Source organism: Methanoculleus formosensis (assembly GCF_025384765.1).
Taxonomy (GTDB): Archaea; Halobacteriota; Methanomicrobia; order Methanomicrobiales; family Methanoculleaceae; genus Methanoculleus; species Methanoculleus formosensis.
In genome coordinates, this window is sequence record NZ_VHLL01000002.1 from 61,540 (window position 1) to 81,663 (window position 20,124).

The 20,124-nt window shown below is 64.3% G+C and carries 22 protein-coding genes; 11 read left to right on the plus strand and 11 right to left on the minus strand.

Annotated elements, in window-relative coordinates; all coding sequences use genetic code 11:
- Positions 1-75: 75 nt before the first annotated feature.
- The 5 genes from FKB36_RS03775 to FKB36_RS03795 all read right to left on the minus strand — a co-directional run bounded on the left by FKB36_RS03775 (position 76) and on the right by FKB36_RS03795 (position 4,442).
- On the minus strand, positions 76-759 hold the full coding sequence (locus FKB36_RS03775) for a SatD family protein (RefSeq protein ID WP_261596708.1): 684 nt from the start codon (positions 757-759) through the stop codon (positions 76-78).
- A 202-nt stretch (positions 760-961) separates the two neighbouring features.
- A complete protein-coding gene (locus FKB36_RS03780; protein WP_261596709.1) occupies positions 962-1,789 on the minus strand; it encodes a hypothetical protein in 828 nt (275 codons plus the stop codon).
- Between the two features lie 279 nt (positions 1,790-2,068).
- On the minus strand, positions 2,069-3,160 hold the full coding sequence (locus tag FKB36_RS03785; RefSeq protein ID WP_261596710.1) for a LolA family protein: 1,092 nt from the start codon (positions 3,158-3,160) through the stop codon (positions 2,069-2,071).
- Positions 3,157-3,699 carry a hypothetical protein gene (locus tag FKB36_RS03790; RefSeq protein ID WP_261596711.1) on the minus strand — a complete coding sequence of 181 codons (543 nt, stop codon included), beginning with the start codon at positions 3,697-3,699 and terminating at the stop codon, positions 3,157-3,159. Before FKB36_RS03790 ends, FKB36_RS03785 begins: the two co-directional genes overlap by 4 nt.
- On the minus strand, positions 3,696-4,442 hold the full coding sequence (locus FKB36_RS03795) for a carboxypeptidase-like regulatory domain-containing protein (RefSeq protein ID WP_261596712.1): 747 nt from the start codon (positions 4,440-4,442) through the stop codon (positions 3,696-3,698). Before FKB36_RS03795 ends, FKB36_RS03790 begins: the two co-directional genes overlap by 4 nt.
- Positions 4,443-4,582: 140 nt before the next feature.
- Here FKB36_RS03795 and FKB36_RS03800 point away from each other — a divergent pair, with 140 nt between their 5' ends.
- Positions 4,583-5,134, plus strand: a complete 552-nt coding sequence (locus tag FKB36_RS03800) for a GNAT family N-acetyltransferase (RefSeq protein ID WP_261596713.1) — start codon at positions 4,583-4,585, stop codon at positions 5,132-5,134.
- 73 nt (positions 5,135-5,207) lie between these two features.
- On the opposite strand, the gene FKB36_RS03805 is transcribed toward FKB36_RS03800, so the two are convergent.
- Complete coding sequence (locus FKB36_RS03805) at positions 5,208-6,056, minus strand: MBL fold metallo-hydrolase (RefSeq protein WP_261596714.1); 849 nt, start codon at positions 6,054-6,056, stop codon at positions 5,208-5,210.
- A 194-nt stretch (positions 6,057-6,250) separates the two neighbouring features.
- Between FKB36_RS03805 and FKB36_RS03810 the strand changes: the two genes are divergently transcribed.
- On the plus strand, positions 6,251-6,940 hold the full coding sequence (locus tag FKB36_RS03810) for an Hsp20/alpha crystallin family protein (RefSeq protein WP_261596715.1): 690 nt from the start codon (positions 6,251-6,253) through the stop codon (positions 6,938-6,940).
- Positions 6,941-6,945: 5 nt separating this feature from the next.
- On the opposite strand, the gene FKB36_RS03815 is transcribed toward FKB36_RS03810, so the two are convergent.
- On the minus strand, positions 6,946-7,641 hold the full coding sequence (locus FKB36_RS03815; protein ID WP_261596716.1) for a uracil-DNA glycosylase family protein: 696 nt from the start codon (positions 7,639-7,641) through the stop codon (positions 6,946-6,948).
- A gap of 112 nt (positions 7,642-7,753) precedes the next feature.
- Here FKB36_RS03815 and FKB36_RS03820 point away from each other — a divergent pair, with 112 nt between their 5' ends.
- On the plus strand, positions 7,754-9,337 hold the full coding sequence (locus tag FKB36_RS03820; protein ID WP_261596717.1) for a DEAD/DEAH box helicase: 1,584 nt from the start codon (positions 7,754-7,756) through the stop codon (positions 9,335-9,337).
- A 513-nt stretch (positions 9,338-9,850) separates the two neighbouring features.
- Here FKB36_RS03820 and FKB36_RS03825 read toward each other — a convergent pair.
- The gene (locus tag FKB36_RS03825) at positions 9,851-11,110 is read right to left on the minus strand and encodes a glycosyltransferase (protein ID WP_261596718.1); all 1,260 of its coding nucleotides are present in this window, start codon (positions 11,108-11,110) and stop codon (positions 9,851-9,853) included.
- A 295-nt stretch (positions 11,111-11,405) separates the two neighbouring features.
- Here FKB36_RS03825 and FKB36_RS03830 point away from each other — a divergent pair, with 295 nt between their 5' ends.
- Both FKB36_RS03830 and FKB36_RS03835 read left to right on the plus strand, forming a co-directional pair.
- Positions 11,406-12,083, plus strand: coding sequence for an FkbM family methyltransferase (locus tag FKB36_RS03830; RefSeq protein ID WP_261596719.1), 678 nt, complete (start codon positions 11,406-11,408; stop codon positions 12,081-12,083).
- 108 nt (positions 12,084-12,191) lie between these two features.
- Entirely contained in the window at positions 12,192-12,647 is a 456-nt protein-coding gene (locus FKB36_RS03835) for an FKBP-type peptidyl-prolyl cis-trans isomerase (RefSeq protein WP_074368485.1), read from the plus strand.
- Positions 12,648-12,649: 2 nt separating this feature from the next.
- Here FKB36_RS03835 and polX read toward each other — a convergent pair whose 3' ends face one another.
- Positions 12,650-14,383 (minus strand): DNA polymerase/3'-5' exonuclease PolX, encoded by a 1,734-nt coding sequence (gene polX, locus FKB36_RS03840; RefSeq protein WP_261596720.1) that lies wholly within the window; start codon positions 14,381-14,383, stop codon positions 12,650-12,652.
- Positions 14,384-14,532: 149 nt separating this feature from the next.
- On the opposite strand from polX, the gene FKB36_RS03845 reads away from it, so the two are divergent.
- Positions 14,533-14,967 carry a hypothetical protein gene (locus FKB36_RS03845; protein WP_261596721.1) on the plus strand — a complete coding sequence of 145 codons (435 nt, stop codon included), beginning with the start codon at positions 14,533-14,535 and terminating at the stop codon, positions 14,965-14,967.
- A 7-nt stretch (positions 14,968-14,974) separates the two neighbouring features.
- Here FKB36_RS03845 and FKB36_RS03850 read toward each other — a convergent pair whose 3' ends face one another.
- Positions 14,975-15,241 carry a hypothetical protein gene (locus FKB36_RS03850; RefSeq protein ID WP_261596722.1) on the minus strand — a complete coding sequence of 89 codons (267 nt, stop codon included), beginning with the start codon at positions 15,239-15,241 and terminating at the stop codon, positions 14,975-14,977.
- An 85-nt stretch (positions 15,242-15,326) separates the two neighbouring features.
- Positions 15,327-15,710, minus strand: coding sequence for a hypothetical protein (locus tag FKB36_RS03855; protein WP_261596723.1), 384 nt, complete (start codon positions 15,708-15,710; stop codon positions 15,327-15,329).
- 67 nt (positions 15,711-15,777) lie between these two features.
- Here FKB36_RS03855 and FKB36_RS03860 point away from each other — a divergent pair, with 67 nt between their 5' ends.
- The 5 genes from FKB36_RS03860 (at position 15,778) to FKB36_RS03880 (ending at position 20,124) form a co-directional block, all read left to right on the plus strand.
- A complete protein-coding gene (locus tag FKB36_RS03860) occupies positions 15,778-16,575 on the plus strand; it encodes an FHA domain-containing protein (protein WP_261596724.1) in 798 nt (265 codons plus the stop codon).
- Positions 16,565-17,818, plus strand: coding sequence for a serine/threonine-protein kinase (locus FKB36_RS03865; RefSeq protein WP_261596725.1), 1,254 nt, complete (start codon positions 16,565-16,567; stop codon positions 17,816-17,818). The genes FKB36_RS03860 and FKB36_RS03865 overlap by 11 nt, the downstream gene beginning before the upstream one ends.
- The gene (locus FKB36_RS03870; protein ID WP_261596726.1) at positions 17,815-18,495 is read left to right on the plus strand and encodes a potassium channel family protein; all 681 of its coding nucleotides are present in this window, start codon (positions 17,815-17,817) and stop codon (positions 18,493-18,495) included. Before FKB36_RS03865 ends, FKB36_RS03870 begins: the two co-directional genes overlap by 4 nt.
- Before the next feature lie 121 nt (positions 18,496-18,616).
- Complete coding sequence (locus FKB36_RS03875) at positions 18,617-19,354, plus strand: SIMPL domain-containing protein (protein ID WP_261596727.1); 738 nt, start codon at positions 18,617-18,619, stop codon at positions 19,352-19,354.
- 107 nt (positions 19,355-19,461) lie between these two features.
- Positions 19,462-20,124 carry an MBL fold metallo-hydrolase gene (locus FKB36_RS03880; RefSeq protein ID WP_261596728.1) on the plus strand — a complete coding sequence of 221 codons (663 nt, stop codon included), beginning with the start codon at positions 19,462-19,464 and terminating at the stop codon, positions 20,122-20,124.

A 20,124-nucleotide genomic window follows, 5' to 3' on the forward strand; every position in this document is an offset into this window, starting at 1 on the left:
GCAGCGGCGGCCCGTAACGGCCGGCGTTGTGGGATGTTTCCTGCGGCCGTCACGGTAGCGAACGGCCCGGCCCCGTCACGCGCCTATCTTTTCCGCGGGTTCGATCCGTTCCCGGACCTGCAACCGATACCATTCGATGATCTTCAAAATGACATCGTAACCCGTCCCCCTGAGGCGGTAGGACACCGCGGACTGGCTTGTGCCGACGCGGCCCCCGATCTCCTTCTGCGTGAGCCCCTCGAGCGCCAGCATCACGGCTTCGGCCTGCCTCTTCGTATACCCGTCAATCATCATGTCCAGGACGCTGCAGAAGATCGACAGCGTCGTGTTGACGCTCGCCCAGGGTGTCTTCACGATGATACCGCGCCCGGCCTCCTTCATGCCATCCAGCTCGAGGCCGGAGAGCCGGAATGCCTCGCCGTCCCCTTCGCCGGCCGAACCATCTGCCGGCAGGTGGCGGGCGGTTCCAATCCCGACTGCAATCCGTGCATCCATCCGGAGAGCGCTGTTGTCGCGGTCGAACCCGGCAATGAGCTTGAGGCGCAGGAGAACTGCATCCTCGAGCGCTTCCTCCGGGTTTGAGGAAACGCCCTGAAAGCTGTCTCCGCGGAATATCGAGAACGGCGCTATGTAGTCTTTCCCGATATCTCCCAGTGTATCCTTCAGGCGGCGTATGCACTCTTCACCGTATGCACTTTTGATATCGCGGGAACGGACCAGATCCCCCGTGAGGACTGCGTAAATTTTTCTTTCAGTCATGGCGCTACCGTCGCCTCCTCTTCAAGGTTTGTTGTCGGCAATCCGATATGAATATTTTCCCTTATAATATCATAATATGAGTCTTTTAACTTATATATGAAACTCATGTAGATATTTACTCATAAAGGGACGCACAGGTATCTTCATGTATATTCCAGGCATCCGCGCCCGGCGACTCCACGATCAGGTTGAATCGGACAATTCACATCCTGGACAGTTGAAGGAACTCCGACAAATACCCGATGAGCTGCTCAATCCCGCCCTGGCATACCAGGTAACCGGCAGCCGCCCCGATAAGGACCGCAACCGCGAAGCTCACCATCGTTCCTACGATGATGTACTCCGACCTCTTCGTGTCATTAATCCTGAAAAGCCCCTTTGCTGCTATGAGGAATCCGATGGCCGTGTACTCGTTCACCAGGATGAACGTCACGATCAGGACCCGCTCGACATATCCGATCAGACGGCCCGCGTGATCCAGTCCGTCCTCTCTTGAAGCGTCCATATCTTTTCGCCAGAACCGGATGACGCTGCCGACCAGGATCCCGCCGGGCTGAAGGACCAAAAGGAATGCGGTAACGACGATCCAGATCCGGATAATCTCGACCGGGCTGCCGCACGGGTAGGGGGCTGGAGTCTGTGGAGAGAGCAGCGCCAGAACGATGAAGAGAACCGCCAGGTGGGCGATAAAAAGCCACCCTGCAGGTTCAGGCATTCCATCCTTATCATCCGGATCTCGCCCGCGGGCCATCCTCTTTCGAATGCCCACCACCAGGTCGGGCAGCATGCCGTCGATGACGAAATGCGCTACCGTAACAAGGACAAAGGCGTACAGCAGCGCGTCTCGGAATTGCAGGAGAAGCCCGGGAAGCGACGACGGGTCTCTCAGGACGAATGTGATGTTCCAGAGGCTGGTAAAGAGGAACGTCAGCAATCCTGCCGTGAAGGCATGGTATGCCAGGGGCCCGGAGCGCCAGCCGTTCCCGGATCGATCCTTCGTCGGAGGTGCGGGCCGGAGAAGAAACTCCACCACTAAATATGCAAGAAATAGGCGGAGGAACAGCTCGATGCCGTGGGAGATTTCCATTGGAGTCAGGTAGTTATTCCTCTGAACTCCTACATTACTTCTCCTATTTGTTCCTGAGGAGAACGAACGTATTTATGCAATTATATCACCAAAATAGAACTACTGCCCGGGTATCTTGCTTCGGTCGGAGCGCCCGCGTCCGCCGCAACCGCAACTCCACGCTCCGGCAACAGGGCAGGATCCTGAATAATGCAGGGGAATTTTTACACCAGGACCCACGCACTATATAGCGACCGATTCCGCCACCCGTACGAGTTCGTCTCTCCCGAGCATGCCGCTCGTGATCCGGTAGGAGTATTCGCCGTCACGCCAGCGGACCTGGTCCCGCCCGTCGGCGGAGACGTATTCGGCCTCCCGGCCGCCGGCGAGGAGCATCGTCTCAGGCGTGCCGGGGAGGACCGGTTCTTCCCGATAGGGGTCGTAGAGCCGCTGCATGACCTCCAGGTCGCCCGTGCCGTCCGTGAACCGGAGCACCGTGTAGGCACCGGGGAGGACCGCCCCTTCGTTAAAGACATAACCCTCCGGGAGGGAGGACGGCACTTCCACACCGTAACGCCGGGCGTCGTCGATGCTCCATAGGAAGAGCGGCGTGAGCGCGGCCGTCGGCATCGGCCGGACCTCGACGCCTGCCGGCGGGTCGAAGGTGAAGAGGTCGTCCGGGAGCCCGGTGTTCGCCACGGGATCGGTAAATTCGGCAGAGAGGACCGGGTCGCCCCCGCTGCCGTACATCTCCACGCCGAGGAGGAGCCAGGTCTCTGCGTCGATCCGTGCCCTGAGGCGGTACACTCCCTCCCGGTTCCGGGTTGGGGCCTCAAAGATCTTCGCTTCCCCGGCAACCTCCAGGATATGGGCGGTGCGGCCGCCGACAGATTCGCTGCCCCGGTAGGAGGCATTCTGCTCCGCAAGCGACTCCGCGACTATTCCGGCATACCCCCTGACCTCCTCTGCCCAGCCGGGGTACGGGGGGTCGGAGAAGGCGGATGTCATATACGGTCCGGCGACCGTCAGCGCGGTCTGCGTCGCCGGGTCGTAGCGCCACTTCCGCGTGCCGTTCGAGAGCGTCACCGTCCCGGCGAGGTCCGCGGGTTTTAGGTATTCCAGCCGGTAACAGTCGGGACCTTTCCGGAGCAGCCTCGCGGTGACGCTCTCGGAACCGGCCGTTATCGCTACGGTGGCGGTGAACTCCTCCGTCCGCTCCTCCGCCGCGACGAACCGGGCGGCGATCTCGTCCGCCGCCGGCGGGTCTGCAGCGGTGCCGATGCACCCGGCGGTCCAGGCGAGGAGGAGGAGGAGCGCGAGCGCCAGAGGCTTCATCGGCAGGCCACCCCCGCCAGGATAAGGAGCAGCCCGACGAGCGGCATGAGGAGGAGGGCATACAGGGGTCCGACAAACTCCATGACACCCGGTGCGGGCACGGGAGGGGGGACGAAGAACGCATTAAAGGCCAGGAAGAGCGAGACCATGCCGAGTACCGCGACGACGATGATCGGCATCCGCACCCCGTCCCGGCAGCCGTCCGGGAAGGAGGAGAGGAGCAGCGCCGCGGCCGGGGGGAGCAGGAACATCATCAGGAACGCGGGATCCGCGAGATAGTACGGCACAGCCCACGCCACGACCCCCGTCCAGAGGACAAGAGCGGCGCAGACGGCGACAAACGGTATGCCCCGGCGCCACCGGGGCGACTCCTGCTGCATCGCCCGCAGGAACTCGACGGACCCGGCGAGCGAGATGAGCGATAGCGCGAATACGACGGTCCGTGAACCGACGGCCCCGCGGGTTGCAAGCGTCACCGCCATCGTCGCCCAGAGGAAGAAGAAGACCGCACTCGAGGCGATGAGCTGGCCGGGCTTCATCCCCGCTTCCCCCTCGCACGAATGGCCAGCAGCCCGCCCAATAGCGCAAGCACGCCCGGTCCGGCGGAGAACCCGGGCACGGTCCGGCCCTCCGGCGGCTCCGGCTCTACCTCAAGGTCGAGCTGGTTGGTGGTGTTCTCGAAGACGACCTCACGGTGCAGGGGGAGGTAGCCGTCCTTCTCGACCGAGACGGTCTGTCCGTAGCCGAACGCGTTCGCTATAAGGTAGCCGCCGTCGCCGGCGGTCTCGGTCGTCACGGGATGCGGGCCGCTGGCGAGCGGGAGGGCGGACTTAAACGTCACCGTTGCGCCGGGGACCGGACGGCCGTCGGCGTCCCTCACCGTCCCGATCACGGAGATCCACGGTGGCGGGGGGATGTCGACGTTGACGGAGACGTGCAACACAGCCTCGGAGGTCTTCCCCCGGTTGTCGATCAGGGTCACGGTGATCGTCTCGTTGCCCTCCGCGACCGGGACGGTGCAGGCGAAATTGGTCGCGTTCCCGCACGAGACCGCCCCGGCGCTGCTCTCGACCACGACGTCCCGTATCCCGTTCGAGGCCTCGGCCCTGCCGGCGACCGTGACCTCGGGCGGGGCGAGATCGCTCCAGATCGTCTCGTACTGCTTTGGTGAGGTGACGGAGAGGAACGTCGAGGTCTCGACTGTCGCATCCGCGGCTGTCGCCGGGGCTGCTGCCGATATCAGCACGAGGATACAGAGGATCACGGGAAGGTTTCGTCTCATGGTTCTATTCCATAAAGGTAGAATGGGAAGGGGTCCTTTATACCCTTTCTGTACCGGGGGGCCGTAGCGTCTCTCCGGGGACCGATCCGCAACCAATAAGAACCACCCCCGTAGATGATCGTATTCGGGCTGTGACCATCATGAAACCCATCCGCATCCGTACCGAACGCCTGGACCTGGTCCCGGCAACGCTTGAGGTCCTCGAAAGCGATCGTAACGACCGCCAGAACCTTGGACGCCTCCTCGATGCCGAGATCCCGGGGTCGTGGCCGCCACCGCTCCTCGACGACGAGACGCTCGTGGCGTTCATCCAGATGCTGGGCGAAGGCGGCGACCCGCTCTTCGCTGCCTGGTACTGGGTGCTTGACGACCCGGCAGCGGGCGGACGGGTCCTCATCGGCACCGGGGGGACGGCCACGCCCCCGACGCTCGAGGAGACGGAGGACCGGGTGCTGATCGGCTACTCGGTCCTCGATGAGTTCCAGGAGAAGGGGTATGCAACCGAGGCGGTCCGCCACCTCGTCCCCGCAATCTTCTCCAATCCGGGCATCCGGCGGATCGAGGCGGCGATCTACCCCGACCTCGCAACAGCCATCCAGGTGCTGGAGGAGAACGGGTTCGCCCGTGCCGGCGAGGGGTTCGAGGAAGGGACGGTCTCCTACGTCCTGGAGAGGACCGACGCGCCGGTCTGAACCGGGCTGCCGTGCCCGTCCGCACCGCCCGATCGTCGCCGATGGCCATCGGTGACGGCCGGAGAATCTTTTCTCAGCCCCCGTAGAGGTATCGCCCGCTGATATCCAGCAGCATCTCGCCCCGGTAGAACGGATACTTCCCGACCAGGTGCTTCTTCAGGCTCTCTACGTCGTTACTCTCCATGAGCGCCGACTTTGCGTCCTCGAGGTATCCCGCCATGTCCGCGAGCGCCTGCATGTTCGACGGCAGCCCGTGCCCGCCGAGGACGAAGTCGTGCTCCTTCTCCAGGTAGCGGCGGAGGTGGGCGAGCCAGGGGCCCATCTCCTTCTGCTGCAGGAAGACATGAACCCGGTTGTAGACCATGTCCTGCGCGAGGAGCACCCGGCTCTCCGGGAGTTCGATGACGAGATTGACGCCGGCCTCAGCCCCCTCGACCTTCTCGTAGGCGAGCGCGACACCGTCGATCGTCTCGGTTCCCGGCCGGATGATATGCTCCGGGGCCGTCACCGTCTCCGTGATCGCGTCGGAAAAGATCGGGGCGTAGCCCTGGATCATCGCCTCCCCGCCGCCCACGATCCCGTCCGCGACCTCCGCAAGAGCGTGGATGGGGACGTCTCTGAAGTATTCGCAACCGAACCAGTGGTCCGGGTGGCTGTGCGTGATGATGACGCGCACGATCGGTTTGGCGAGACTCTCGGCGTACCTGCGGAACTCTTCCGCGTGAGGACGGAGGAACTGCGTGTCGACGACGATCAGGCTATTCTCCGTCTCAAGGATGTGCGAGTTGACATAGACCGCCATCTCCGGGGCCTCGCAGGTGTGGATCCTCAGGTTCTCCCGGGGGATGACGGTCACGACGCCGGCAGCCGGCAGCACGACCGCGGTCTTCCGGGCCGTTTCTTCTGCGGTCAGGGAGGTCATGGAACCCGAGTGGAGACGCACCCTATACCTATTCATGGGTGCGGAGCCCGGTCCACCGGGAGGCGGGGTGTCGGGTGAGACTCGCAGGTCTCGTCCTCCGTCTTCATCAGGATGCGAGGACCCCCGCAGAGGAACCTATATAATCCCGTTCATACCCTGTGAACCTGCCTGAAGACGAGGCAGGAGAAGTAATCATGGCATGGAGAGGTTCGCCACGCGGGCTCCGGGCCGAGTTTGACGAGATGCTCGGAGAGATGCAGAAGCAGTTCAGCGATGTGATAGGACGGATATCGGGAGGAGCACCGCAGGGCTCCCCGCTCGGCGGCGCCGGGACGATGGTCGACGTCGTCGAGCGCGAGGACGAGATCATGGTCGTTGCCGACCTCCCCGGCGTCGATCGGGAGGAGATATCCGTCCGGCTCCTTGATGCGAGGACGATCAGGGTCACCGCCCGGAGGGAGGAGGAGAAGGAGGAGCACGAGGTCGGGTACCATATGCGGGAGCGGAGATACGGCGCGATATCCCGGACGGTCACCCTCCCCACCGACGTCCTCGAGGAAGGGGCGACCGCCACGTTCAAGAACGGCGTCCTCGAGGTGCGGCTGAAGAAGGTGGCCGAGGAGCGCGGCAGGGAGATCCGGATAGGCGCGGAGGCCGGAAAGGCCGCCGCAGAGATGCGGCGGGAAACGATCGAGGGGGAGTACCGCGAGGACCGGGAGAAGGTGAAGTCGTCCGGGTACCTGAGCCCCCGTGAGATACAGGAAGCGGCGCGGAAAGTCCGGATAGAAGACAGGGGGAGCCCCGAGGAGCAGGAGATGGCCGCGAAACTCCGCGAGCAGAAGGAGCGGTTATACGAGGAGGGGAAGAAGAGGCTCGCGGAGTAACCCCGTCACAGCGCGAGGTCCCGGAGGATCTCGAACCCCGACTCGATCGAGGCCAGGTACCGCCGGTTGCGCCCGCCCGGGTAGGGGAGGCAGAGGAGACGGTGCTCCTCAAAGATCGCTTCGGGAAAGGGGGCGGTGACCCTTCCGGCGCCGGAGAGGGCGCTCGCGTAGGGCTCGATCTCCCGGAGCCCGGCGAGCGCCGTGTTCCCGAGGGCGACGACATACTCCGGGGCGAGGGCGGCGATCTCGGGCGCGAGGATATCTCTCGCGCTCATCCGGATGAGGTCGGCCGGGATGGCCGCTTTTCGGTTCTTCCGAAAGACGCACCGTACCGTATCGACGAGATAGAGACCCTTCCCGGCGAAGAGGTCGAGGTTCTCCCGGCGCGAGGTGCCGTCGAGTCCGAGCAGCGAGAAGAGGTTCTCCGCAAGCCCGCGGGAGAGGGGCGCGGCGCCGGGACGGTGCGGCGCGTCGTAGCGGTCGTTCCAGAAGTAGGGATAGCCGGAACCCCGGCAATCGGCCGGTTCCGCGACCTCGCGCCGGACGGCGGCCCACGGCGGGGACTCGGCGACGAAGAGCACCTTCACGCGGCCGGGTCTCCAGGACGCGGCGGCGCAGGCGTCGTGGGGCAGGAGGTCCGGCAGGAGGACGCCGGAGAGATCGGGGCGCTTGAGCGCGTAGCGGTGGTACACGTCCCGCATCGCGGGTGAAGAAGGCACTCGGTCCATCACTTGAAGTTCGGCGTGATGAAGGATATCGTTGCGGGTAGGGGATGCGACATATAAAGAGGTAGCAACACCAAGAAGTTGGAGAATGGAGAAGAATATTACCTTCCAGGAACTCAATATCTCGCCAGAAGCACTCCGTGCAATAGAGGATATGGGGTTTGAAGAGCCCACACCCATCCAGACCAGCACCATACCAGCGATACTCGACGGGCGCGATGTGACCGGCCAGGCGCAGACAGGAACCGGAAAGACCGCGGCGTTCGGCATCCCGGCGATCGAGCGCGTCGACCCCGGGAGCCGGGAGACACAGGTCATCGTCCTCTCCCCCACCCGGGAACTCGCCATCCAGACCGCCGAAGAGTTTGCCCGCCTCGCGAAGTACCACCGGGGCATCAACATCCTCCCGATCTACGGCGGCCAGCCGATCGACCGGCAGTTCAGGGCGCTGGAACGCGGCGTCCAGATCGTCGTCGGGACGCCGGGCCGGGTGCTCGACCACCTCGACCGCGGGACGCTCTCGTTTGGCGGGGTGAAACTCGTCGTCCTGGATGAGGCCGACCAGATGCTCGACATGGGCTTCCGGGAAGACATCGAGAAGATCCTCGACGAGACCCCGGGGGATCGCCAGACGGTCCTCTTCTCGGCCACCCTCCCGAAACCTATCCTGGAGATCTCGAAGAGGTTCCAGAAGGATCCCGAGTTCATATCGGTCGCGCGCCGGGAGGTGACCGTCCCCCAGATCGAGCAACTCTACCTTGAGGTGCGGAGCCGCGACAGGCTCGAGGTCCTCACCCGGCTGCTCGACATGTACGACCCCGACCTGACATTGATCTTCTCGAACACCAAGAGGGGCGTCGACGACCTGACCACCCACCTTCAGGCCCGCGGCTACTTCGCCGAGGGGCTCCACGGGGACATGAAACAGATGCTGCGCGACCGGGTGATGGCAAAGTTCCGCGGCGGGAACATCGACATCCTGATCGCGACCGACGTCGCCGCCCGGGGCATCGATGTCGATGACGTCGACCTGGTCATCAACTACGACGTCCCGCAGGATATCGAGTACTACATCCACCGCATCGGCAGGACGGCGCGGGCCGGGCGCACCGGACGGGCCGTCACGTTCGTCGGCCCGAAAGAGTACTTCAAACTCCGGACGATCCAGAACTACACGAAGATCAAGATCGGCCGGATCCCGCTCCCGACGCAGGGAGACGTCGAGGAGAGCCGGACCCGGAAACTGATCGACCGGGTGCATCAGACCATCGACGAGGGCGATCTCGACAAATATGTCAACCTCGTCGAGCGGATCGTCGCCGACGACTACACATCGCTCGAGGTCGCTGCCGCCCTCCTGAAACGGGAACTCGGCGGGCTCGGCCAGGGCCAGCCGCAGGATATCAGGCCGGCCCGGGGGCTCGCCCTCCTCAGGATCCCGGTCGGGAGGGAGGACCAGATCCGGCCGAAGGATATCGTCGGAGCGATCGCGGGGGAGACCGGGATCCCGGGTAACGTCATCGGCGCGATCAACATCTATGAGACCTACTCCACCGTCGACGTGCCCGCCGAGGCTGCCGAACAGGTCATCGAGGGGATGAAAGGGAAGACGATCTCGCGGGTCCGGCTGACCCGGCCGATCGAGATCATCGAGCCGTCCGGCGGACGGTAGGCCGGCGGAGCCGGTCTTCAGGGCAGAGCCGTCGTCGAGCCGGGACGGTTCTGCCGAAACCGGTGCATCGTCCGCTACAAACCGGTGGGATCGCCGCAGAGCAACGCGGAAGTGCGGGGAATTCTCCAGGGTAGCGGCACCCGTCCCGCTCGTGAGAAACGGTTATATACACAGACGCGTATCCTACAGCGTCGGGGGGTGGTGGCGTCAATAGGTTACGGTACAATCTCTTGTCTTCCGAAGTCTCATCGCCATCGAAGAAATTTCGAGGATTATCTGCCCTAAGACCCGTAAATACCATACATCAGTAATGGTGTGCTGCAAACTCCTGCCCGGGTTCGACCGGCCACCTCTGCTGTCTGCCCTTGCATCGGGGGGCGCGACGGGCAACCCGCCCCAAAGCGCCTCCTCTGAAAAAAAATCGGATCCCCGGAAATATCCACACGAATCTGCCGGACGGGTGTGGCCGCGTTCACGGCCGCACCCGGAGCAGATGAATGTCCGCTTTTGCGATCAGGTGTTCTGAACGCCGAGCTCCGCGCTCAGCATCTCCAGGTAGTCGGAGAGGAGGCGGGTGATCAGGAAGTTCTGCCTGACGTACTCTTTTCCCGCCCGGCCGAGCCGCTCCCCGAGTTCCGGGTTCTCGAGGACCTCCCGGATCCTCCAGGCAAACCCGTCGATATCGGTCGCTTCGAGGAGGAACCCGGTCTCGCCGTCCTGGATCTGGAGCGGTATCCCCCCGACCCGGGACGCGATGACCGGCCGCCCCTTCCAGAGCCCTTCGGTGACGGTCAGGCCGAACCCTTCGCGGAGCGACTTCTGGAGGATGACGCACGAGACCCGCTGCAGGGCGTTGACGAGCAGGTGGTCTTCGGCGGTGATCAGGATGACGTCGCCGGTCTCGATGAACTCCCGCGCCTTCTCCTCGACGCTGCGGTAGATCTCCCAGCCTTCGGGGTCGTCGGGGGCCATGCTCCCGCAGAGGACCAGCCTGCAGTCGACGTGCTCGCGCACCCGCAGGAAGACGTCGACGACGCCTTCGGGGTCCTTCCACTTGTCGAACCGCGAGATCTGGGTGATCAGCGGTTTGTCCGTCGGGACGCCGTACTTCTCAAGGAGGTCTGCGATCTCCGCGTCGGTGAGGTCGCGGTTCTTCTCCGAGAGAGGGTCGATCGCCGGGCGGCAGATCCACTGCTCCATCGGCATCCCGCGGCGCCGGTACTCGTCGTGCGAGATGACCATCCGGTCGTAGTCCAGAACGAAGTTCTTAAGGAACTCCCAGAGACCGGGATCGGGGTTCGAGAGATCGACGTGGCACCGCCAGACCCAGGGCTGGGTCTTCTCGTAGAACCGGATCAGCGGCAGGGGCTGCGGGTCGTGGATGACCACGAGGTCGTGGTCGATCGTCATCTGCCCGGAGAAGCACTCGTTCGTCTTGAGATAGAGATCCTTCTCGGCGTCCGAGAAGTGTATCGCCTGCCCCTGGAGCGCGTTGTGGAAGTTCTTCGTGATGACGAAGAAGTCCCCCTCGCCGGTCAGGATATTCCACTGCGTCCTGATCCCGACGTCGTTCATGAGCGGAACGAGCGAGAGGATCATCTCCGCCACGCCGCCGCTCTGGTAGGTCGAGTTCACGTGAAGGATGCGCTTCCCCTGGAGCGCCGCCGCCTTGCGGTAGATCCCGGAGATGACATCGTCGCCGACGATGGGCCGGTGGTCCTCGAGTGTCCGGCCGTTGTCGCAGATACAGGTTATTCCGTCCATATAGGCCATCAAAAAACTCCCCCTCAAAGGTAGCGCAGAGACTTACTGCACTGGACATATATACGCGTATAATAATAAATGTATGTTTATAAAAATACTCTCTCCACCGTGAGATCTCGCCCGTTAAGCGAAATTTTCCGGTGCGATGTGGATTTGCACGGTGCAGGGCGATGACGGGGGAGCAAAAAAGATTAATAAAATGAGGAGATTCTGAGCCCGGAGGCGATGCGGATCCAGAGAGCGCGCCGCCGGAACAAAAGAAGAAATGCCCATATAGAGAAGAACCCCAACGTTATCCAGCGCGATGTATCGAGAGCAGAACGGAGGAGACGGCACCGGCCCAAAGACGCCCCTCTTCACCACGCACGACGGCATAACCTTCCGGAGGATGCCGCCCGGGGCGGACGCCGTCTACGTCGTCGGCGAGTATCGCTTCGACGACATCCGGCCCGACGACAGAGTCCTTGACCTCGGGGCCAACGTGGGCGCCTTCTCCATCCGGGCCGCCCGCCGCTCAGGGCACGTGACGGCCATTGAGCCCATCCTCACGGAGGCGCTCCGGGAGAACGTCGAGCGGAACGGCGGCGGTGTCGAGGTGGTGGACGGGGCGCTCGGGACGGGGGAGAGCGTCCGGATAACCTGGGGGAAAAAGACCCTCGCCGTGACGACCCGCACCCTCGGCGAGTTCGCCGCAGCGGCCGGGGGATGCGACTTCCTGAAGTGCGACTGCGAGGGCGCGGAGTGGTCGATCAGGCCGGATGACCTCGATGGGGTGCGCCGTATCGAGATGGAACTCCACGTGCCCCCGATCGGGGGGCCGGTGAACCGGAGACTCCTCGACTACATCGGGGAGCATTACGACTTTGAGATAGAGCGGACGCCCGGATACGACGTGATGGGTGTGATGGGGGTCCTGCACGCCGTCCGCAAGGACGGTCACCGAAGATCCGCAGGCCAACGCCTGACGCGGCGGTTCAGGTAATCCCGGCCGGGATACCATCGCCGGTAAATTCTCTGAGATCCGGCTGATCGCAGCCCACCGGCATGAATAAATAGAGACCGATAATAACGCACCCGATGGTGATGCAGTATGGCGCAGGCAAAAGCAGGCGACACCGTAAAGGTGCACTACACCGGAAAACTGGAAGACGGGACGGTCTTTGATACGTCAGAAGAACGGACGCCGCTTGAGTTCACCATCGGCAGCGGCCAGATCATCCCCGGGTTCGAGCGCGCCGTGGTCGGCATGGAGCCGGGAGAGACGAAGACGGCGACGATCTCGCCCGAAGAGGCATATGGCCAGCACCGCGAGGATATGACCATCACGGTGGAGAGAGGACAGTTCCCCGAGGATATCAACCCCGAGCCCGGTCAGCAGCTCCAGGTCCAGCAGCCGGACGGCAGGGCGGCGATCGTCGTCGTCAGCGACGTAACGGAATCGACCGTGACCCTGGACGCAAACCACCCCCTCGCCGGACAGCCCCTGACGTTCGATATCGAGCTCGTGGATATCATCGGCGCCAGACAGGAGCAGGTGGCCGGGTGACCTCAAGAGCGCAGAACTCTTCTTAACTCCGGAAGCGGCCGGGTGTTGGCGATATCGCCGGCCGTTAGCCACCCCCGCCGGGCGGTCGCAACCCCGAGCTCCATACACCGGAGGTTCTCGCGGCGATGGGCGTCCGAGGCGACGGAGAACCGGACGCCCGCTCCAAGGGCCGAACGGGCGTTGACGTCGGAGAGGTCGAGCCTCCCGGGGAAGGCGTTGATCTCCATAAGGACCCCGAGCGCTGCTGCGGCGTCGAAGATCGTGGCGAGATCGATCCGGTAGGGTTCGCGGGAGAGGAGGACCCGGCCCGTCGGGTGGCCGATGATATCGACGTGCTCGTTCTGCATCGCCGCGAGCACCCGTTCGGTCATCTCCTTCTCGGACAGTTTGAACCCCGAGTGGACGCTTGCCACCACCACGTCGAGGTCGGCGAGGGTGCTGTCGGGGAGATCGACCGTGCCGTCCATGCCGATGTTGCACTCGGTGCCGGTGAGGATGGTGAACCCATCGTCGCTCTCCCGATTGATCCGCTCGATCTCCCGCACCTGGTCGGCAAGCCGTTCGGGGGAGAGGCCGCGGGCGACGTGGAGGGTCTCCGCGTGGTCGCAGATGGCTATGTATTCGTAGCCGAGCGCCCGCGCGGCGTCTGCCATCTCCTCGATGGAGTGAGCGCCCTCGCTCCAGCGGGTATGGACGTGGAGGTCGCCGCGGATCGCGTCGTAGCCGACGAGGTCGGGGAGCGTCCCCGCCCGGGCGGCCTCAACCTCGCCGCGGTCCTCCCGGAGTTCCGGTTCGATCCAGGCGAGACCGAGAGCGCGGTAGATCCCGGCCTCGTCCTCTCCCGCGACCGTCCGGCCGGTCTCGAGATCGACGAGCCCGTACTCGTTCAGCCGCCAGCCCCGCGCGATCGCGAGTCGCCGCAGAGCGATGTTGTGCTCTTTCGAGCCCGTGAAGTACTGGAGGGCGGCCCCGAAATGTTCGTCCTCCACAACCCGGAGATCGACCTGGATGCCGGTCGAGAGCGCCACCGAGGTCTTCGTCGGCCCCCGGACGAGGACGCGCTCGACCCCGGGGAGGGTGGTGAAGGCCTCCATCACCTCCTCGGGTCGGGGAGAGGTCGCGAGGATGTCGACGTCCCCGATCGTCTCCTTCCTTCGCCGGATCGACCCGGCGAGGTTCAAGCGGCGGACAGAGGCAAGCGAGGCAAGCCGCCGCTCGATCTCCCGGGCGACGGGGAGGATCTTCCCGAGAAGGCGGCGCCCCTCTGCCGTCCGGCTCACGTGGATGCTCGCGAGGATGTTTGCCTCGGTCTTCTCACCGAAACCGGGGAGATCGCGGATCCGGCCGGCCAGCGCTGCCGCCTCCAGGTCGTCGACCGTCCTGACGCCGAGTTCCCGGGAGAGGGCGATCGCCTTCTTCGGCCCGATCCCCGAAACGCGGGTGAGGTGTTGTGCACCCTCCGGGAGCTCCTCACGGAGAGCGGCAAGGTACCCAAGATCGCCGGTCTCGACGATCTCGTGGATCTTCTCGGCGATAGCCCGACCCACCCCGGGGATATCCTCGAGCTCGCCTCGCCGTGCGACGTCGGCGATACGCTCCGGCAGGCCCTCGACCACCATCGCCGCCCGCCGGTATGCCTGCGGCCTGAACCGGACGCCCTTGATCTCCAGGAGGGTGGCGACCTCGTAGAGAATAGCCGCGACCTCGACGTTCGTCACCCTTGAGTGGTTCTCCATGACGCTCACCGGAAGGCAGGGACTGTGCGCCCTCCAACCCCGGGTTAATTCATCGTCGGTGCCGACTTGAAGGTTGTGGTCTTTGACGGAAGAAGCCCCGGCCGGTAACTCCATAAGATTGAAATGCTTTTTACTCCTGGGAGGAACGCATGGCAGGGCACAGGAAGGAGTCGGTTGCCGAAGTCCTCATATCGGGAGTCATCGGGATCGTCGTCTTCCTGATCGTGCTCGCCATACTGAACATCCTCGCGGGCGCCTACATCCAGGCACCGATCTTCCTCCAGATCGTCGAGTTCCTCAACGCCAACCTCGGGCTGCTCATCCTGATATCGGCCCTCTTCCTCATCGGCGACCTCTTCGGGGCGCTTCCACTCCCGCTGAGCCTTCCCGGCCCGGTCTTTTTCGCATCCGGCGCCGTGCTCCTGGTCACCTTTCTCGTCCGGCTCTTTCTGCTCATCGGCGAGATCACCGGCGTCGGGGTCTTCTCCGTCCTCGAGGGGGCGCTCTCGATCCCGGTCTACCTCTTCGTCTTCGTCGTCGCACTCATCGCGGGGTACATCGGGCTCATTGCAGACCGGGCATGACCGGGGGCTACTCGAACCCCTCCACCTCCTCGAAGGTGCTCACCGCGTAGTCGCGCGGCGTCCCGGTCTTCGGGTCGATGTGCACCAGCACAAAGAGTTCGTGCTCGCCGTTCTCCCAGAGGGCGAGGGCGGGCCTGTCCTCCTTCGCCTGGAACCCGAGCGTCTCGAGGAACTCCCGGACCTCGTCGTAGGTGGGGTTCGCCGCGAGACTCTCTCTGATCCTGACCATCATGGCCTCCTGTGCGTCCCGGTTGAGGGGTACCTGTTCCGGCATACGCCGACCATACCGTGTATGCCGGGATAAACCTGACCCGCGGGGGTGAAGAAGAGTGAGCCTGCCGGCGGGCCCCGGAAAGAGGTTATCGGGCGTTGAACCCGGCAGGCCCACCTTCGCTCTCTTCCAGGTCGGCGTAGGAGGCCACCCGGTAGCCCGCGTACCCGCCCCCGAGGTTTATCTGCAGGAGGACGAAGATCTCGAGTTCGGGCTGCACCCATATCGCGATCTTCTCCTCGTCCCGCTCCGGTATGAAGTTGCGCGACCGGAGCGCCTCCCTGACGTCGGTGTAGTCGGGCGTCGCCTGGATGATCTCCTCGATCTCCACCATCATGGCCTGCCGCTGCAGGGTCTCGAACTCGCCAAGCATGCCGCCCCCGAACACCCCCTTCGTATAAAAGATGATCCGGGATACGGCGGCGCACCGGACTGCGTCAATCGAAGCGTGCCGGCACGATTCGCCGGTCATCGAGGTGCACAACCTTCATCAGAGACCTCGTTAAACCATACAACAACAGAGCCCCGCACGAGAGCCTATGACCGACGACGACTCAAGGACACTCATCCTCGATACAGACAACGACGACCTGCAGGAACTCTCCGAATACCTGGACGTGCTGAGCAGCAGCACGCGCTTAAAGATCCTGAAAGCCATCGAACGAAGCCCGAAAGACGTCCGGCAGATATCGGCCGCGATCGAGACGAGTTACGAGAACACGAAGAAACACCTCGACAAACTGATGAGCATCGGGGTCGTCCGCAAAGAGGCCGGCCTCTCGCGCCCGACCGCAAAGGGAGTCCACCCGGTCTGGAAATACTCGCTCGTGCCCGGAGGGCTCGAAGCGATCACGCGGAGCCTCGGGCTGTTTGCGAACCTGAAACTGACCCTCACGGACGCCGTGCTCGCGAAGAAACTCGCCGCCGTCCGGGAGACGTTCGCGGGGGAGTTCTCCGGGCAGCCCCCGGTCGTCATCCTCCTCGGGGGCGCGGAGGACGGCAGGGTCTTTGCGCTCGCCGAGGAGAGCATCGCCGTAGGTCGGGCGGACCCGGGAGCGCCCGAACGGGCCGGAGAGGCGATCGTCCTCGGCGAGGAGTACGCGGCGGTCACCCGCGTCTCGAAGCCGCACGCCCGGATCACCCGCCGCCGAGACGGGGTCCGGCTCATCGAGGACTGCGGCAGCACAGGCGGCACCTTCGTGAACGGTACGCCGCTCAAGCCGGGCACGCGGCGGGAACTTCACGACGGGGACCTCATCGAACTCGCGAAAGGCGCACCGGGAGCAACCCTCGTCTTTGTCGTTCCCGGGGGGGTGCCGGTGCCGGATGCCGCCTGACCGGGCCGGGCGGGCGGCCGTCCTGCTCCTCGCCGCCGCGCTGCTCCTCGCAGCCTTCGTCCCCATCGTCTCGGGCGCCGGAGGCCCGCCCGAACACGCAAACCCTTCCCCCCAGGGGATCGAGTCCGCCGGAAAGAACCCGAACGAGGATAAAAACGCCGGTCCCGATCAGAACAAAGGAAAAGGTGCTCCGCAAGAGACGCCCTCGCCTGCCGCGACCGCCACGCCCGACGATACCCCGACAGAAGTGACGGCAACCCCGGCCGAGACCGACCCGTTCCCCTGGCTCGGGGCCGCCCTGGCTCTCGCCCTCCTCGCCGGCGCCGTCGTTATCGGCGCCCGATACCTGAAGCGGCCGGACGGGGGGGAGGCGGAGCCCGCCGCGACCGTCCTCCCCGATGCGTACCGGACGGTGCTCTCCCGCCCGGGAGGGTTCCCGCCCGAACTTGCGGAGCGCTACGACCATGTCGCCCTCGTCGGGAGAGGGGGGCTCGGGCAGGTCTTCTCGGCGGTCAGGCGCGATGACCGTCGAACCGTAGCGGTGAAGATCCCGGCCGCCTACGACGAGGCGACAGGGAAGACCTTCATGAAGGAGATGCGGTTCTGGGAAGACCTGGCTCACCCGAACATCGTGGCGGTTCACTCGGTCAACATCCTCCCGGTGCCGTTCGTCGAGATGGAGTATCTCCCCCGGACGCTGAATGACCTGGAAAAACCCCTCCCGGCGGAGACCGCCGCCCGCATTGCCGCAGGCATCGCTGCGGGGATCGCCTACGCCCACGAAAAGGGCGTGATCCACCGGGACATCAAGCCGCGGAACATCCTTCTTGACGACGACCTGACGCCGAAGATCACCGACTGGGGGATGAGCACGACGGTGGCGGCGAGCCGGGACACCACCATCGCCGGGTTCACCCTCACCTACGCGGCCCCGGAACAGATCGCCCCGGAACGGTTCGGCAGGGCCGATGCACGGACGGACATCTACCAGCTCGGCGCCGTCTTCTACGAACTGGTGACGGGGAAGCCGCCCTTTGCCCGCGAGAGTCTCGCCGGGCTGGCCGAAGCGGTCATCCGCGAGCAGCCCGTCCCCCCATCGGAGATCGACCCGGACCTTGCAGGACTCGACCTGATCATCCTCCGGTGCCTCGCAAAAGATCCTGCCGACCGCTACCAATCCGCCGCCGAACTCCTCGCGGCGATCGAGGCATTGACGGGCGATGCAGGAGTGGAGAAACCGTGAAGAGCCTTCTTTCCCGGTATCTCGCCCGCGCCAGGGCGATGCAGTTCCACTACCTGCTCGCGTCGCTCGTCCTCCTGCTCGCCGTCTACCCTTACGTGATCGCGGGGCCGAGCGGCCCGGTCGCCCTGAAGGTGCTCACGTCCTTCATCCTGATCACCGGCGTCTACGCCGTGAGCAACCGCCGAAGGCAGGTCGTGATCGCCGGACTCCTCGCGGTGCCCGCCTTCGGCCTCGGCTGGCTCCACGTCATCACGGGCGACCCCGCCACCGGCGCCGTCGAGAGCGTCTTCACGCTCCTCTTCTACGCCTTCACCGCGCTTGTCGGCCTCTCGAGAGTGCTCGGGACACGACGGATCACCACCGACACCATCTACGGCGCGGTCTCCGTCTACCTCCTCATGGGCCTCACCTGGGCGACGGCCTACGATCTCGTCGAGAGCATCAACCCCGGATCGTTCTCAGCCGGGTCGGGAGGGGGTACGCTCGCCTTTCCTGCGTTCATCTACTTCAGTTTCGTCACCCTTGCGACGCTCGGCTACGGCGACATCACGCCGGTCACCGACCAGGCCAGATCGCTCGCCCTGCTCGAGACCGTCAGCGGGACGCTCTACATCGCCGTCCTGATCGCCCGCCTGGTGGCGGCGGCCGGATGGCGGAACGATGCCGGGAGCGAGTGAACTGCCCCTCGATTCCGGAGAGGAATGGCGGATTTCTCGATCCGTCCTGTTAAAACTACGAAAAATCTCGTAGTTAAAGCAAGATATTTATTTCGACCGATTCAAGAGATGATTGATACGTATGCGAGGAAAAGCAGCACTTCTGGGGATCGCCCTGATGGTCCTCTGCGCCGCGGTGATCGGCAGCGTCACCGCACAGTTGCCGCAGGAATCAAAAGACAAACTGATCCACGTCTCCGGCACGGGCAAAGTAACGACCACGCCTGATGAGGCCGTCGTCGTCTTCGCGGTCGAGACCGAGAACGCCGACGTCAAGGCGGCACAGCAGCAGAACGCCGAGAGGATGGACGCCGTGGTCAATGCGCTGAAGAAGGCCGGCATCCCGGAGAAGGATATCAGGACCGCCGGCTACAACATCATCCCGGTGACCGAGACCGACAGCCGGGGCCTGACAACGTCGAAGGTCAAGTACTACCGGGTCGTCAACAGCCTCGAAGTCACGATGAACGACGTGAACCGCGCCGGCGAGATCGTCGACCTCGCGGTCGCGAACGGTGCAAACAAGGTCAACCGGTTCGCGTTCACCCTGAGCGACGCAAAGCAGCAGGAGTTCCGGTCGCAGGCCCTGACCGCCGCGGTCGCACAGGCACGGGGTGACGCCGACGCCGTCGCCGCGGCCATCGGCAAGACCATCCTCGACGTCAAAGAGGTCAACGTCGGCGGCAGCTACGTGCCCATGGCCTACGACACCCGCTACTCGGGCATGGAGAAGGTGGCAGGCTCAGCCGTCGCAACCCCGCTCGAGGTCGGCGAGATCGACGTGACCGCCACCGTCTCCATCTCCTACATCATCTCCTGATCACCTCTACCACCTCTTTTCGTCTGCGAGATCCGGGGCCTCCGAACCCCGGACTGCCCCATCGGAAAGCATAATCCCCTCAGAGGAGAGACCTGGAAGTCTCTCCTATGTTCACGATAACCGAGGTCTACAACAACATCCCCTGCCGGGAGGGGCTCACGGCAGACTGGGGATTTTCCTGCCTGATAGAAGAGGCGGGGCTGCTCTTTGACACCGGGGCCAAAGGAGACGTGCTCGTATCCAATATGCGGGTGCTCGGCATCGACCCTGCGGCCATCCGGCGCCTCGTCCTCTCCCACGACCACTGGGACCATATCGGCGGCATCGAAGCGGTTCTTGCCGCGAACCCGGCGGCAGAGGTCTATGTCCACGACGCATTCTCAGAAAAGACGCTCTCGGAGATACGGAAGTATACCGAGCCGCGGATCGTGACAGAGTGGACGGAGGTCGCGAACGGTATCGCCGTGACCGGGCCGCTCGGGACGGATACCCGGGAGCAGTCGCTCGTACTATCGACGCCGGGCGGTCACCTGGTCGTCACCGGGTGCGCACACCCCCATATCGGCCGGATCATCGAGCAGGTCTCGGCGGCCGGGCCGGTTCGGGGCGTCATCGGTGGGCTCCACACCGTCACGGGCGAGGACATCGACGCGCTCGCAGGGGTGGCCTACCTCGGAACATCGCACTGCACCGACCGGATCGGGGAACTCGCGGAGCGCTACCCGGGGTCGTTCGTGCCCGGCGGCGTCGGGAAGACGCACCGGTTGTAA